At 54.6% G+C, this 13,406-nt stretch carries 11 protein-coding genes and 1 pseudogene; 7 read left to right on the forward strand and 5 right to left on the reverse strand.

All coding sequences use genetic code 11. The features are described from left to right. Positions 1-416: 416 nt before the first annotated feature. The 3 genes from J2Y56_RS01815 to J2Y56_RS01825 form a co-directional block, all read right to left on the reverse strand. A complete protein-coding gene (locus J2Y56_RS01815) occupies positions 417-632 on the reverse strand; it encodes a hypothetical protein (RefSeq protein WP_310348250.1) in 216 nt (71 codons plus the stop codon). A 405-nt stretch (positions 633-1,037) separates the two neighbouring features. Further along, a complete protein-coding gene (locus J2Y56_RS01820) occupies positions 1,038-1,388 on the reverse strand; it encodes a hypothetical protein (protein ID WP_046027251.1) in 351 nt (116 codons plus the stop codon). Positions 1,389-2,312: 924 nt separating this feature from the next. Continuing rightward, entirely contained in the window at positions 2,313-3,020 is a 708-nt protein-coding gene (locus J2Y56_RS01825; RefSeq protein WP_310348252.1) for a succinate dehydrogenase iron-sulfur subunit, read from the reverse strand. A gap of 259 nt (positions 3,021-3,279) precedes the next feature. On the opposite strand from J2Y56_RS01825, the pseudogene J2Y56_RS01830 reads away from it, so the two are divergent. Beyond that, positions 3,280-3,528 (forward strand): annotated as a pseudogene (locus tag J2Y56_RS01830) (hypothetical protein); the annotation flags it as partial. Positions 3,529-3,559: 31 nt separating this feature from the next. On the opposite strand, the gene J2Y56_RS01835 reads toward J2Y56_RS01830, so the two are convergent. Then, positions 3,560-4,105, reverse strand: a complete 546-nt coding sequence (locus J2Y56_RS01835; protein ID WP_310348255.1) for a DUF488 domain-containing protein — start codon at positions 4,103-4,105, stop codon at positions 3,560-3,562. A 518-nt stretch (positions 4,106-4,623) separates the two neighbouring features. On the opposite strand from J2Y56_RS01835, the gene nosR reads away from it, so the two are divergent. The 6 genes from nosR to J2Y56_RS01865 all read left to right on the forward strand — a co-directional run bounded on the left by nosR (position 4,624) and on the right by J2Y56_RS01865 (position 12,438). Beyond that, on the forward strand, positions 4,624-6,819 hold the full coding sequence (gene nosR / locus J2Y56_RS01840; RefSeq protein ID WP_310348258.1) for a transcriptional regulator NosR: 2,196 nt from the start codon (positions 4,624-4,626) through the stop codon (positions 6,817-6,819). A gap of 78 nt (positions 6,820-6,897) precedes the next feature. Next, positions 6,898-8,817: a TAT-dependent nitrous-oxide reductase gene (nosZ, locus tag J2Y56_RS01845; RefSeq protein ID WP_046027254.1), complete on the forward strand. Its 1,920-nt coding sequence runs from the start codon at positions 6,898-6,900 to the stop codon at positions 8,815-8,817. A gap of 74 nt (positions 8,818-8,891) precedes the next feature. Next, the gene (locus tag J2Y56_RS01850; RefSeq protein WP_046027255.1) at positions 8,892-10,154 is read left to right on the forward strand and encodes a nitrous oxide reductase family maturation protein NosD; all 1,263 of its coding nucleotides are present in this window, start codon (positions 8,892-8,894) and stop codon (positions 10,152-10,154) included. Then, positions 10,151-11,074, forward strand: coding sequence for an ABC transporter ATP-binding protein (locus J2Y56_RS01855; protein ID WP_310348264.1), 924 nt, complete (start codon positions 10,151-10,153; stop codon positions 11,072-11,074). The genes J2Y56_RS01850 and J2Y56_RS01855 overlap by 4 nt, the downstream gene beginning before the upstream one ends. Further along, the gene (locus J2Y56_RS01860; protein WP_046027257.1) at positions 11,071-11,901 is read left to right on the forward strand and encodes an ABC transporter permease; all 831 of its coding nucleotides are present in this window, start codon (positions 11,071-11,073) and stop codon (positions 11,899-11,901) included. The genes J2Y56_RS01855 and J2Y56_RS01860 overlap by 4 nt, the downstream gene beginning before the upstream one ends. A 24-nt stretch (positions 11,902-11,925) precedes the next feature. Further along, positions 11,926-12,438, forward strand: a complete 513-nt coding sequence (locus J2Y56_RS01865) for a nitrous oxide reductase accessory protein NosL (protein WP_310348268.1) — start codon at positions 11,926-11,928, stop codon at positions 12,436-12,438. Positions 12,439-12,504: 66 nt separating this feature from the next. Here J2Y56_RS01865 and J2Y56_RS01870 read toward each other — a convergent pair whose 3' ends face one another. Next, positions 12,505-12,819, reverse strand: coding sequence for a c-type cytochrome (locus J2Y56_RS01870; RefSeq protein ID WP_046027259.1), 315 nt, complete (start codon positions 12,817-12,819; stop codon positions 12,505-12,507). Positions 12,820-13,406 lie beyond the last annotated feature (587 nt).

Below are 13,406 nucleotides of genomic sequence, written 5' to 3' on the forward strand. Positions count from 1 at the left end.
GACTGCCTCCCAATGTGAAAATGCAGGTGGAAAGTTCCTGGGATAACGCTCTGCCGGGTAGGTATTAATCAACAGGAAGAGCGTTAGGCGCATGCACAGCGGCTTTGCGGTGCTCGGAACAAGGCAGGCGACCTCGACTTCTGCTGCACTGACGATTGCCTGAGGTCAGGATTCAAATAGCCGAGAACAGGCACTAATTATTAACGATACCAAGCGCTGCATATTTGAGTGCCGTGGTTCAAGTTGGGAAGTTGAATGATCTTGAGGGTAGTAGACTTCGCATAGCTGTCAAGAAATTGAATAACATTTTAACCAGTCGTAGTGGCGGTCACACAGAAGAAATTGAAATAATCGAGGCGAAGTAAATAATCAAATTATCTCTATTGAGGACGGAGGCGCATGGTATTCAGTCATGATCAACCGTAAGTGCTTGATGGCGTCAGGATATTTGAGATCGGTATTTCGTCTCTTCTCATGATACTGGCTGAAAATTTCCAAACCAGATAGAGCCGATCGAGAAGATCAAGGGCGGCGCAGCTCAAGCGATGTGCTTCGCTGAACAGCTGGTTGTTACGTTCAAGCATCAGCTTTGGACATACTTCGGCTTGACCGGAAATCCTCGTGTCGTTCATTGCTGTGCTTTTTTGCTTGACCTGTTCTTATTTTTTTGCGCCCAATCCTGCTCTCTGATTTGGAGGCTGGCTGGGCGAGAAACGTCGAAGTACACGCAAAGCTACTTCAAAGTTGTGCCACGAAGCAGGGCTTCTCGATTCCACCTTTGCATACTGAATGCGTTTACCGATTGATCTTGTCTTTGGTGTTGAGCCATTGTTGGCGGTATTCAAGTTACTTGTTGTCTGCTCCGTTTTGAGTTCCGAGAGCTCATGAAGTACCATGCATCAAAAATCGCTCATTATTAGAAAGCTGATCGATCATCGAATTCGTTAATAATACATTTCAAAAAACGACTTAAAAAAAGACCCGCAAGCGGGCCTAAAAAGCAGTTCTATTTAGTCACATGAAACTGTTTCAGCTTCTTACTCCTCAGATGCCACCAGTCGCGCACCTTTACGCGTGACCTGCTGCCCGACTTCAAAAATCGCATTGGGTGAGCGCACCGTACTAATCTCGCCTTGCGCGTTTTTCACTTCATAAGCGGCTTCAGACTTGCCAATGCCTGCTTGCACCGCACTGCCGGCGAAAAAACCGCCAGTTGCGCCGATTAGTGCACCAATCGGGCCGCCTGCCGCGCCAACCATCATTCCGGTCAAGGCGCCGAAACCCCTGCCAGCGGTTGTGTCGGGGACTTCACGGATTATCTGGTCTGCCTGGCATAGCGGAGACAGCAGTGTACACAGGGTAAAACTGAGCACGATTGAACGAGTCATGACATTGTCCCTTTGGGTTTGCGTTAAGTTCGCTATTCAATACACAAAACGGGCCAATAATTTTATTGATTAATATCAATAATATAAGTATACGAATAGTCATTATGACCTAATGCGGAAAAGGTCATAATGACAAATAAATAGTCAATATGACTTCTCGACTGATAGCTTGTGCGTGCGTGCGTAACTGGACGATTGGTACTCGATGAGTGACTTTGACATGGGGGCGCAGTACCAATGCAGGGAAAATTCCGACGCCTCCAGTGCTCAACTAACACATAAAAAGCGTACCTTCGGTCTTCCGTGTCGGCCCTAGGCGAGACAAGTCGACGGCGTCGGGGTGTAAGCGCCGTCAAAATCAAGGAAAAGGGTGTGCGAATTCCTCTGCACCGAGGTTTCTCCCGTAAGTGACCCTCACCGAATAGCTTGGGCTCGATGGGTCATAGCGTGTTTTAGCGCTTACTTCGCCGTCTCCGACCTTCTCTGCGGGAGCGGAGTCATTACTCTAAACACATGAGATAGCGTATCAACGAAAAGCTTAGGGGGGCGTGCTGGGTAATTGCACAGACTTGCCCACCCATTTGCACTCGACTTGCCCCGTCGTTTGCTTTCCCACTGACCACTTGTTTGCATTCGAGGTGACCAGCGATAGATCACGTAACACCTCAACCAAACAAGCATGGCGATCTCTACCGCACCGCATTGTGTGCCTGAAAAATGATGAGCCTGAGCGCTTGCCGAAGGGCACCCAATTCAGTCAAAGCGAGGAGGTGGTAGGCGATCCATCAGTGTTAAAAATCTCAGACGCGTACATTTCTGGCGTGGAAACCGAAGCCGACTATTTCAACTCAACGCAACGGCCAAAAAGAGGCACTCTAAAGAGTCTTGAGGAGCCGAGCCGATTCATCGAGTTGATCCAACGTCCTAGGTAGATTTTCGGAACAGCTCTTGGCGAATTTTTCCGATGGCCCCCATGGGATTGAGGCCCTTGGGGCAGACCCATGAACAGTTGCCGATGCTGCGACAACGGAACAAGCTGAACGGGTCCTCCAGCCGCTCTAGCCGTTCTACCGTGGCCTGATCGCGGCTGTCGGTGATGAAACGCCAAGCCTGCAACAGCCCGGCTGGACCTACGTACTTTTCCGGGTTCCACCACCAGGATGGACATTGCGAGGAACAGCAGCCACAGAGAATGCATTCATACAGTCCATCGAGCTTAGCGCGCTCCTTGGGGGACTGGAGACGCTCGATGGCCGGTGCTGGCTCGTGATTGATCAGCCATGGCTTGATGCTCTCGTACTGCTGAAAGAAGAGACTCTGGTCGACTACCAAATCGCGGATGACCGGCATGCCGGGCAAAGGTCTGATGATCAGTATGCTGGCCGTGCCCAGCGCCTCCGAAACTGGCGTGATGCAAGCCAGTCTGTTCTTGCCGTTGATATTCATGCCATCCGAGCCGCAAACACCCTCCCGACAGGAGCGCCGATAGACCAGTGTCTGATCTGCCTCGTGCAGGAACTCCAACGCATCCAGCACCATTCGCACTCGGAACTCCTCGGGCAACGACAACGACTGCATCCAAGGCGACCGTTCTTGTTCCGGGTGGTATCGATATACCTGTACTTCAATCATGGCTCGTTTTTCCTCCACCGATTACGACGAGAGTGGACAGCACCTTGATCTGGTGAGCGCACGGTGCCCACATCCGGTCGATCAGAAGAATTCCTCACGTGGAGCATAGACGTTGATGATGTCAGAGCGAATTTGCATCCGGCGCGAGTTTACGAGGCGGACGGTGAAGCGTCGCTGACAGACAATCCGCTTCCTGAGACTGTGCGACGCATCGGCGCGGGCAACGAGGGAGCAGCAGTAGATCTGCAAATCAGCGGCTACCGAGACTCCAGAGTTGTCGAATGTCGAATTGGTCCATCTTCGTAACCGAGCTATTCCCTTGGAAAACCTAGTGATCGTGCTGCTCGCTCAAGATTCGGATAAGCAGCTGGCCGTCCCCCGTGAAATTGCCTCATATATCACGCCAAGACCGGGGTTCACCCACCACCCCCAAACCATTCATGCGGCTTCGCAGATGATCGATAGCGTCGCCCGTGCAATGCGATTTCGCAAGCTGTCCGAGTCATGAGGGTGCCCGCGACCCTTATGCCGGACACCTTTCAGCCGACAACTGGCGCTGGGTAGAGAAGCGAATTCCCCAAAGGGGTCGCGGCCGCGGTCAAAGTTGCGGGTTCGGCTCTGCCTCGGCCTATAAGATGCACAACCATTCTGCCGCGATAGAGAAGGTAGTCCGCTACGATTCTGCGATGACAACGCCACCAGACGGCCTCCGAACACATGATCGCGCATCGCTGGTCCTGACAGAGTTCTTGCAAACGCAGCAAGCCCTGTTCAAATTCTTCGGACAACGCATAGTCGGCATAGTTATGAAAACTTTGATTGATCCAGAATCCATTAATGTCTGGCGCCACAGTTTTTGATTTTTTTCGTAATCCGCCAAGTTTGGCTAGTTGTATGTAATCGATGTTTTTCGCAGCAAGCGCTTGCGGTAATGTATTAAAATTGAATTGAGGGTTAGTTCGCGATAGTGGCACGGTGCGAATGTCCGCGAGCAATTCAATATGTTCGGCCCGAAGTAGCTCAACGAACTCAGATAGGGTTCTGGTGGAGTGGCCTATTGTATGAATTACTGGGAGCTCGAACATTAGCCAGGGTCCAAAAATACCAATAGTGCTAACTATGACAATGAATAATTGTCTTCGTTTACTGTCTCCTAGAACGCTTAGGCGTAGGGTCAAGCGCTTCACCATCGATTGATGGTCCTTCGACTGCAATTATATTCGCAAGTGGGTAATTCGCAAATTCCGGTTTATAGTCAAGAAAGTAATTTATTCAGGCCTGTATTTTAGACGAAAACGCGATGAAAATCAGACATGAACGCTCGTCAGGGGAGGACGGTCACCCATTGTTCCGAGGTTTTTTTGTGGAATGACCAAAAATATACCGATCTATTTGAAGATGATTATTTGTCTACTGGATAGCCTTCCTTAAATTAATATTGAACCATTGGTGCTGAAAATTGTTTTGACCCGCTGATAGATTATGATTGCTATGTCCGTGAGTAAGGAGGAGTGTTGATCGCATAATTCTAATTAAAAGAGGCGATGGAGCATAATCGTTACTCGGCGGGTCATTCGTCAGAGGTCGATCGCTCAGCGAACCCATGCGTGCTTCCAAGCTCTCACTGTCCGGTGTCCGGCGTCCATTTAAATATGGGCTGATCATTTTGTTGTGTCTGGTGTTCGGTGGGTTTTCCGGATTACAGGCGAAGGACTACGGCGGGCTCGAGCAGCAGCGTGTAGACGCCATATTTCCTGGCAGTGATAAGCTTTCCGAGCCGACAGGCGAGTTCAAGGTTCGCACCATCAGCAGCGGAAAAAACCTGCTTGGTTATGTGTTCCAGAGTCAGGACGTGGTGGATATCCCGGCCTATTCAGGCAAGCCGGTCAACATGCAGGTGATTCTCGATTCTGCCGGGGTGATCCAGGATGCCTACGTGCTGGAGCACCATGAGCCGATCCTATTGATCGGCATTCCCGTGGAAAAGCTCCATGCCTTCGATGCCAAATATAAGGGCATCAAGGCCGACCGAAGGGTGGTTGTCGGTCACTCCAGTGATCCAGAGGCAGTGACAGTGACAGTCGATGGGATCGCCGGGGCGACGGTGACCGTCATGGTGGTCAATGAGATCATCATGCGCGCTGCGCACAAGGTGGCCGTATCGCTCAAACTGGTTGCAGACAATGGCGGCGTTACACAGAAACCCGCCACTGTGCGCGAAGACTTTTTCGAGCCCGCCACCTGGGAGCAACTGACCGGCAACGGCGCCATTCGCCGACTGAATCTGACCCGTGGGCAAGTCGACGCTGCCTTCAAAGGCACTGAGGCCGAGGGGCTCGACAATGCCGCCGCGGATCAGGTTGACGATACCTTCATCGAACTGTTCACCGCCGATTTGAACCCGCCGGCCATCGGTCGCAACCTGCTGGGCGACAATCAATACCGATTTCTTATGCAAGATCTCAAGCCCGGCGAACAGGCCATCGCGGTACTGGGTCGCGGGCTCTATTCCTATAAAGGCTCGGGTTATGTACGCGGCGGCATTTTCGACCGGGTGCAATTGCGCCAGTTCGGCAACATCATCAGCTTTCGCGACATGGACCACCAGCGGCTCTCGGATGTGTTTGCCAAAGGCATGCCCGAGTTCACTGAGATGTCGATTTTCATTGTGCGCGAACCGGCCAAGTTTGATCCGGGATCGCCCTGGTCCCTGGAGTTGCTGGTGCGTCGTCAGACCGGTGCAACCGGCGGCACATTCAGCAGCTTCGAACTTTCCTACCAACTGCCCGAACAATACCTCTTGCGCCCACCGCCTACCGCCGAAGAACTGGCCGCCATCGAGGTTGCCAACAGACCGACATGGGTCAACATCTGGTACCAGAAAGCCTTCCAGATCGGGATCCTCTGCACGGCTCTGGCGGTGTTGATGGTGATTCTGTTCCTGCAGGACACCTTCACCAAGTACCCGCGTTTCCTCCACTGGCTGCGTCGCGTCTATTTGATCTTCACCGTGGTGTTCATTGGCTGGTACGCCCTGGGGCAGATTTCGGTGGTCAACGTGCTGACCTTCGCCCATGCCCTGGTCGAGAACTTTCGCTGGGAACTGTTTCTCACCGACCCGATTGTTTTCATCCTCTGGACATTCACCGCCGCCAGCATTCTGCTGTGGGGGCGAGGCGTGTTCTGTGGCTGGTTGTGTCCGTTCGGTGCGTTGCAGGAGTTGATCAACGAAGCCTCGCGCAAACTCAAGGTTCCGCAATTTGAATTGCCCTTCGCATTGCATGAACGCTTGTGGGCCGTGAAGTACATCATTCTGCTGGTGTTATTTGGCATCTCCCTGGAGTCGATGACCACCGCTGAGCAATTTGCCGAGGTGGAACCGTTCAAGACCGCCATCACCCTCAAGTTCGACCGCCAGTGGTGGTTCGTGGCTTACGCGGTGGCGCTGCTGGTCATCAACATTTTTACCCGCAAGGTCTATTGCCGCTACGTCTGCCCCTTGGGCGCAGCGCTGGCCATTCCCAGCAAGCTGCGCCTGTTCGACTGGCTCAAACGACGCAAGGAGTGCGGCACTCCCTGCCAGCTCTGCGCCAAGGAATGCGAGATCCAGGCGATCCACCCCGATGGTCATATCAACGCCAACGAGTGTCACTACTGCCTCGATTGCCAGATGACCTATCACAACGAAAACAAATGCCCGCCACTAGTACTCAAGAACAAGCGCAAGACACGGGACAAACCAGCCCCCGTACCAGCGCACGCCGACTTGATTCCAGTGGTGCAAGTGTTCGAACCCTGACCCGCCCTCGCAGCACGCGAGGGATCAAGACTCGATTGACCCAGCTTATTTTTATCTGCCTCCGATGGAGCAAAACCCATGAGCGATAACAAGTCGAAAAAAGATCATGAAACGGTGGAGGGCACAGGCCTTAACCGACGCGGTTTCCTCGGCGTTTCAGCCCTGACCGGCGTCGCGCTGGCAGGTGGCACCGCCCTTGGCAGTGCGGTGTTCACCCGCGAGACCTGGGCGGCGGCAGCCAAGGACGCGCAATCGAAAATTCATGTGGGGCCGGGCGAGCTGGACCAGTATTACGGTTTCTGGAGTGGCGGCCATCAGGGCGAAGTACGGATCATGGGCGTTCCGTCGATGCGTGAGTTGTTACGCATCCCGGTGTTCAACGTCGATTCCGCCACCGGCTGGGGCCTGACCAACGAAAGCAAACGGATCATGGGCGACAGCGCACATTTCCAGAATGGCGACTGCCACCACCCGCATTTGTCCATGACCGACGGCAAATACGACGGCAAATACCTGTTCATCAACGACAAGGCCAACAGCCGCGTTGCGCGTATCCGTCTGGACATTATGAAGTGCGACAAGATGCTCACCGTGCCTAACGTGCAGGCCATTCACGGGTTGCGTCTGCAGAAAATGCCCCACACCCAATATGTGTTTGCCAATTCCGAGTTCGTCATTCCGCACCCCAATGACGGCAGCACCTTCGACCTGCAGGACAAGAACAGCTACACCATGTTCAACGTCATTGACGCCGAAAAAATGGAGATGGCGTTCCAGGTGATCGTCGACGGCAACCTGGACAACACCGACGCCGACTACACCGGCAAATACGCGGCGTCGACCTGCTACAACTCGGAGAAGGCCTACGACCTGGGCGGCATGATGCGCAACGAGCGCGACTGGGTGGTGGTGTTCAACATCCCGCGCATCGAAGCGGCGATCAAGGCCGGCAAGTTCATCACCCTGGGTGACGCCAAGTCACCGGTGGTCGATGGTCGTAAAACCGAAGGCAAGGACAGCGATTTCACGCGCTATATCCCGGTGCCGAAGAACCCCCACGGGATCAATATGACGCCCGATGGCAAGTACTTCATTGCCGCCGGCAAACTCTCGCCGACCTGCACGATCATCGCCACCGCCAAGCTCGACGATCTGTTCGACGACAAATTGAAGGACCCGCGTGACGTGGTGGTCGGCGAGCCGGAACTGGGGCTCGGGCCGCTTCACACCACCTACGACGGCCGCGGTAATGCCTACACCACACTGTTCATCGACAGCCAGGTGGTGAAGTGGAACGTCGATGAAGCCGTTCGCGCGTATACCGGTGAGAAGGTCAACTGCATCAAGCAGAAACTCGACGTGCAGTATCAGCCGGGCCACAACCATGCCTCGCTGACCGAAACCAGTGAGGCCGACGGCCAGTGGCTGGTGGTGCTCAGCAAGTTTTCCAAAGATCGCTTCCTGTCGACCGGTCCGCTGCACCCGGAGAACGACCAGTTGATCGATATTTCCGGCGACGAGATGAAACTGGTGCACGACGGCCCGGCCTTCGCCGAACCCCACGACTGCGTCATGGCCCGTCGCGACCAGATCCGGACCAAAAAGATCTGGGACCGCAACGACCCGTTTTTCGCCGAGACCGTGGCGATCGCCGCAAAAGACGGGATCAAGCTGGAGACCGACAACAAGGTCATCCATGACGGCAAGAAGGTGCGTGTCTATATGACGTCGATGGCCCCGGTCTACGGTGTCACCGAGTTCACCGTCAAGCAGGGTGATGAGGTCACGGTGACCATCACCAACATCGATAAGGTGGAAGATGTGAGCCACGGTTTCGTCATGACCAACCACGGTGCAAGCATGGAGATCAGCCCGCAGCAGACATCGTCGATCACCTTTGTCGCCGACAAGCCGGGGTTGCACTGGTACTACTGCAGCTGGTTCTGTCATGCGCTGCACATGGAAATGGTCGGCCGGATGCTCGTCGAGAAGGCTTGAGCGGCTGGTCGTATCAGGGCCGCGAAAAGGTAAACGCAGTGTTCAGACCCCTGGCAAATGACTCATTACACGGCATGGCACTTTTGGTGTTGGTGTTTCTATCGGTATTCGCCCACGCGTCGCCACGGCCCATCACCGAGTTGCCCCTGCAACCCGATGGCGATCTCCACTGGAAGCTGCCGGCCGGAGAATACCAAGGGCAATTCAGTGTCGATCAGCCGATGCAGATCGATTGCGAGAAAGGTGCCGTCATCAATGCGCAGGGGCAGGGCAATGCTCTGTTCATCAGCGCCCCCGACGTGCGGATCGAGGGCTGCACATTGCTTGACTGGGGGCGCGACATGACGGCCATGAACTCAGCGATTTTCATCGGTCCCAAAGCCCAGGGTGCGGTGATACGCAACAACCGCATGAAAGGGCCAGGCTTCGGCATCTGGGTGGACAGCACCCACGACGTCAACTTGATTGACAACGATATCGAAGGTGACCCGAGCATTCGCTCCCAGGATCGCGGCAACGGGATTCATCTGTACGCCGTGCACGGCGCCAAGGTGATCGGTAATCACGTGCGGCTGACCCGCGACGGGATCTACATCGACACCTCGAACGGCAACCTGCTGCAGGGCAATACCCTGGAAGACCTGCGCTACGGCGTGCATTACATGTACGCCAACGACAACCAGTTGCTCGGCAACACCACCCGCCGTACACGCACCGGTTATGCCTTGATGCAGAGCCGCAAGCTGACGGTGATTGGCAACCGTTCCGAGCAGGACGAGAGCTATGGCATCCTGATGAACTACATCACCTATTCCGAATTGCGCGACAACTTCGTCAGCGATGTGCGCAGCGGTTCTGCCGATGGCGGTATGGTCAGCGGTGCCGAGGGCAAGGCGCTGTTCATCTACAACTCGCTGTTCAATGTCATCGAACACAACCACTTTGAGCGCAGCGCCGTAGGGATTCACCTCACCGCCGGCTCCGAAGACAACCGGATCACCGACAACGCCTTCGTCGACAATCAACAGCAGGTCAAATACGTCGCCACCCGCTTACAGGAATGGTCGGCCGAGGGGCGGGGCAATTACTGGAGCGATTACCTGGGCTGGGATCGCAATAACGATGCGGTGGGCGACGTGATCTACGAGCCCAACGACAACGTCGACCGTCTGTTGTGGCTGTACCCGCAGGTCCGTCTATTGATGAATAGCCCGAGCATTCAATTACTGCGTTGGGTTCAGAGCAGTTTCCCCGTGACGAAATCGCCGGGGGTCAAAGACAGTTTCCCGCTGATGAACCTTCCCACGATGCCTCAAACACAGCGGCCGACCTTATGAACGCCGTCGAGATCGAAGGCGTAAGCCAGCGTTACGGCAGCATGACCGTGTTGCACGATTTGACCCTGAGTCTGGGTGAAGGCGAGGTGCTGGGCTTGTTTGGCCACAATGGTGCGGGCAAGACCACGGTGATGAAATTGATCCTTGGTCTGCTCAAGGCCAGCGCCGGTCAGGTGCACGTACTCGGCTGCCGACCCGCACAAACCGACGTGCGTCGCCAATTGGGTTACTTGCCGGAAAACGTGACGTTCTACCCTCAACTCAGTGGCCGCGAAACCCTGCGGTATTTCGCCCGCCTAAAAGGCGCAGCCCTGACGCAAGTGGACGACTTGCTCGAGCAGGTCGGCCTTACGGGGGCCTCAGACCGACGGGTGAAAACCTATTCCAAGGGCATGCGCCAGCGTCTGGGCCTGGCTCAGGCGGTGCTCGGCGAGCCGCGTCTGTTGCTGTTGGACGAGCCCACTGTGGGGCTGGACCCGATCGCTACCCAGGATCTTTACCTGTTGATCGACCGTCTGCGCCAACAGGGCGCGAGCATCATCCTTTGCTCCCATGTGTTGGCAGGCGTCGAAGCGCATATTAACCGTGCGGCAATTCTGGCCAATGGCCGCTTACAGGCGATCGGGAGCCTGTCCAGCCTGCGCGAAGACGCCGACTTGCCGGCGCGCATCCGTGCCAGTGGTCTTTCCCAACGAAAGCAGTGGTTGCAGCGCTGGAATGCCGCCGGGCACACCGCCACGGCCATGGGCGGCAACGGAGTCGAGGTGATAGCTGTCAACGGCCATAAAGTCGATCTGTTACGTCAGTTGTTCCACGAGGATCAGCCCCAGGACATCGAGATATTGCAGCCGTCCCTGGAGGACCTCTACGGTTATTACATGAGTCGCGTGACCACCGAAACAGAAGGCCCTCATCGATGAAGCAGATTTGGAGTATCGCCGGCAAAGAGTTCAGCGACGGGCTGCGCAATCGCTGGCTTCTGGCAATCAGCCTGTTGTTCGCCATTCTGGCGGTGGGTATCGCCTGGCTCGGTGCGGCGGCATCCGGGCAACTGGGCTTCACGTCGATTCCGGCAACCATCGCCAGCCTCGCCAGCCTGGCAACTTTTCTGATGCCGCTGATCGCGCTATTGCTGGCCTACGATGCCATCGTCGGCGAGGACGAGGGCGGCACGCTGATGTTGTTGCTGACCTATCCGCTGGGCCGTGGACAAATCCTGTTGGGCAAGTTTGTCGGTCACGGCCTGATCCTGGCCTTGGCCACGCTGATCGGATTCGGCTGTGCCGCCGTGGCCATCGCCTTGTTGGTCGATGATGTCGAGTTGGGGCTGTTGCTCTGGGCGTTCGGCCGTTTCATGGTGTCGTCCACGCTACTGGGCTGGGTGTTCCTGGCGCTGGCTTACGTGTTGAGCAGCAAGGCCAGTGAAAAATCCAGTGCAGCCGGAATGGCGTTGGGTGTGTGGTTCCTTTTTGTATTGGTGTTCGATCTGGCGCTGCTGGCGTTGCTGGTGCTCAGTAAAGGCAGCTTCAACCCGGATCTGTTGCCGTGGTTACTGCTACTCAACCCGACCGACATTTATCGCCTGATCAATCTTTCCGGTTTCGAAGGCAGCGGCAATGCCGTCGGTCTTATGGCATTGAGCCGCGATTTACCGGTACCGGCTTCGCTTCTATGGCTCTGTCTGCTGATCTGGGTAGGGGTTTCGCTGCTGTTGGCTTACTGGATGTTTCGCCGTCGGCTGTCTTGATTTTTTTCACTCGGGAACAATGAGATGAACACTATGTACCTGGCCTGGCCTCGCGCTATGGTCGTCATCATTACCTGTTTGGGATTGGCGGCGTGCAACGATCGCGCAGAGGAAAAGCAAACCCCTGGGCCCGTGGCCTTCCATCAGAGTGACGAGTGTCATGTCTGCGGGATGGTCATCGCCGACTTTCCGGGCCCCAAAGGCGAAGTCGTGGAGAAAGGCACGGTCAAGAAGTTCTGCTCCACCGCAGAAATGCTCGGATGGTGGCTTCAGCCAGAGAATCACCACACTGAGGCGAAATTGTATGTGCACGACATGGGAAAAAGTGTCTGGGAGAAACCCGACGACCATTATCTGATTGATGCAACCACAGCCTACTATGTCGTCGGCACTCAGCTTAAAGGGTCCATGGGGGTTGTCCTGGCGTCATTTTCCGAAGAGGCGACTGCACACAAACTGGCCAGCGAGCAGGGCGGCAGGGTGTTGCGCTTTGAGGAAATCGATCTGAGTCTTTTGCAACAAACCCCGACGATGTAGCCGAGCGGCCCGTTTCGCAGAAGAGAGCGGACTCGCTTCTGCGATCTGGATGTTTTTTCTCAAATCTTACTTCAGCGTCAGGATCCAGTCGGCTAAGGTCTTCGCTTCTTCATCAGTTACCTGGTTGGCCGGCATTGCGATCGGCCCCCATTTGCCTGTACTGCCTTCTTTGATGCTCTTGATCAGCGTGGCAGATGCATCGGGCTGGCCGGCGTATTTGGCGGCAACTTCCTTGTAGCCTGGCCCCACCATTTTGGCGTCGATCATATGGCAGCCAACGCAGGGTTTGCTCTTGAAGAGCGCCTCGCCATCAACGGCTTGAGCTGACTGCAGCGTCAGCGCGGCACCCAGGGCCAGCAGTGGAACAAGAATACTTTTCATCAGTGTCTCCTCAGACAAAGAAGCAGATTCGAAACGACCCGCTTCCGGTTAATTCAACAGGCATCGCATTGAATATTATTAGGGTGAATTTGTCGGCAATACAAACTCATTTCTTCAGGTGCTGATGTTGTCGGTTGGGAGCCGACTTGTGTAAAAACGCTCTTTACACCTTTATTAGATTTACCATCTTGAGCAATCGTTCAATTTTATCAGGATGTATTGGAAGGCGTGTGGTTAATTGTCGCCAGTGGAGAATTAATTGTTGCATGCTAAGTGTGTCGCATTCGCAACTCCCGGAGTTGAGTGCTGGTGATTTATCTTGATAATCGTTCCTTTAAGTTGGTGTTGCGTAAGTCACTAGAATATATTGAATTTAAAGCGTTGCGGGAAGGATATGTTGGACGTCAAGAAAGCCCTGTGTGCGCTCGGTAATATGTCCGCGGTGGTTAAATTAAAAATCGCTTCTCGAAAAAAAAGAAAACTTATTTGAAGTAAAGCTTTGCTGAAATAGTTGTTGTTTTGACTATGAGGAATTCGGAAAGTCAATCATATCCACCGCCCATGCCATCCCATTCCTCCCGTAGGAG

The sequence above is a fragment of the Pseudomonas sp. BE134 genome (assembly GCF_031456105.1).
Taxonomy (GTDB): domain Bacteria; phylum Pseudomonadota; class Gammaproteobacteria; order Pseudomonadales; family Pseudomonadaceae; genus Aquipseudomonas.

Bases quoted from the DNA above. Each gene is read 5' to 3' on its own strand.
- J2Y56_RS01815 (WP_310348250.1), bottom strand. From the start codon at position 632: ATGAACGACACGAGGATTTCCGGTCAAGCCGAAGTATGTCCAAAGCTG.
- J2Y56_RS01820 (WP_046027251.1), bottom strand. From the start codon at position 1,388: ATGACTCGTTCAATCGTGCTCAGTTTTACCCTGTGTACACTGCTGTCT.
- J2Y56_RS01825 (WP_310348252.1), bottom strand. From the start codon at position 3,020: ATGATTGAAGTACAGGTATATCGATACCACCCGGAACAAGAACGGTCG.
- J2Y56_RS01835 (WP_310348255.1), bottom strand. From the start codon at position 4,105: ATGTTCGAGCTCCCAGTAATTCATACAATAGGCCACTCCACCAGAACC.
- nosR (WP_310348258.1), top strand. From the start codon at position 4,624: ATGCGTGCTTCCAAGCTCTCACTGTCCGGTGTCCGGCGTCCATTTAAA.
- nosZ (WP_046027254.1), top strand. From the start codon at position 6,898: ATGAGCGATAACAAGTCGAAAAAAGATCATGAAACGGTGGAGGGCACA.
- J2Y56_RS01850 (WP_046027255.1), top strand. From the start codon at position 8,892: ATGGCACTTTTGGTGTTGGTGTTTCTATCGGTATTCGCCCACGCGTCG.
- J2Y56_RS01855 (WP_310348264.1), top strand. From the start codon at position 10,151: ATGAACGCCGTCGAGATCGAAGGCGTAAGCCAGCGTTACGGCAGCATG.
- J2Y56_RS01860 (WP_046027257.1), top strand. From the start codon at position 11,071: ATGAAGCAGATTTGGAGTATCGCCGGCAAAGAGTTCAGCGACGGGCTG.
- J2Y56_RS01865 (WP_310348268.1), top strand. From the start codon at position 11,926: ATGAACACTATGTACCTGGCCTGGCCTCGCGCTATGGTCGTCATCATT.
- J2Y56_RS01870 (WP_046027259.1), bottom strand. From the start codon at position 12,819: ATGAAAAGTATTCTTGTTCCACTGCTGGCCCTGGGTGCCGCGCTGACG.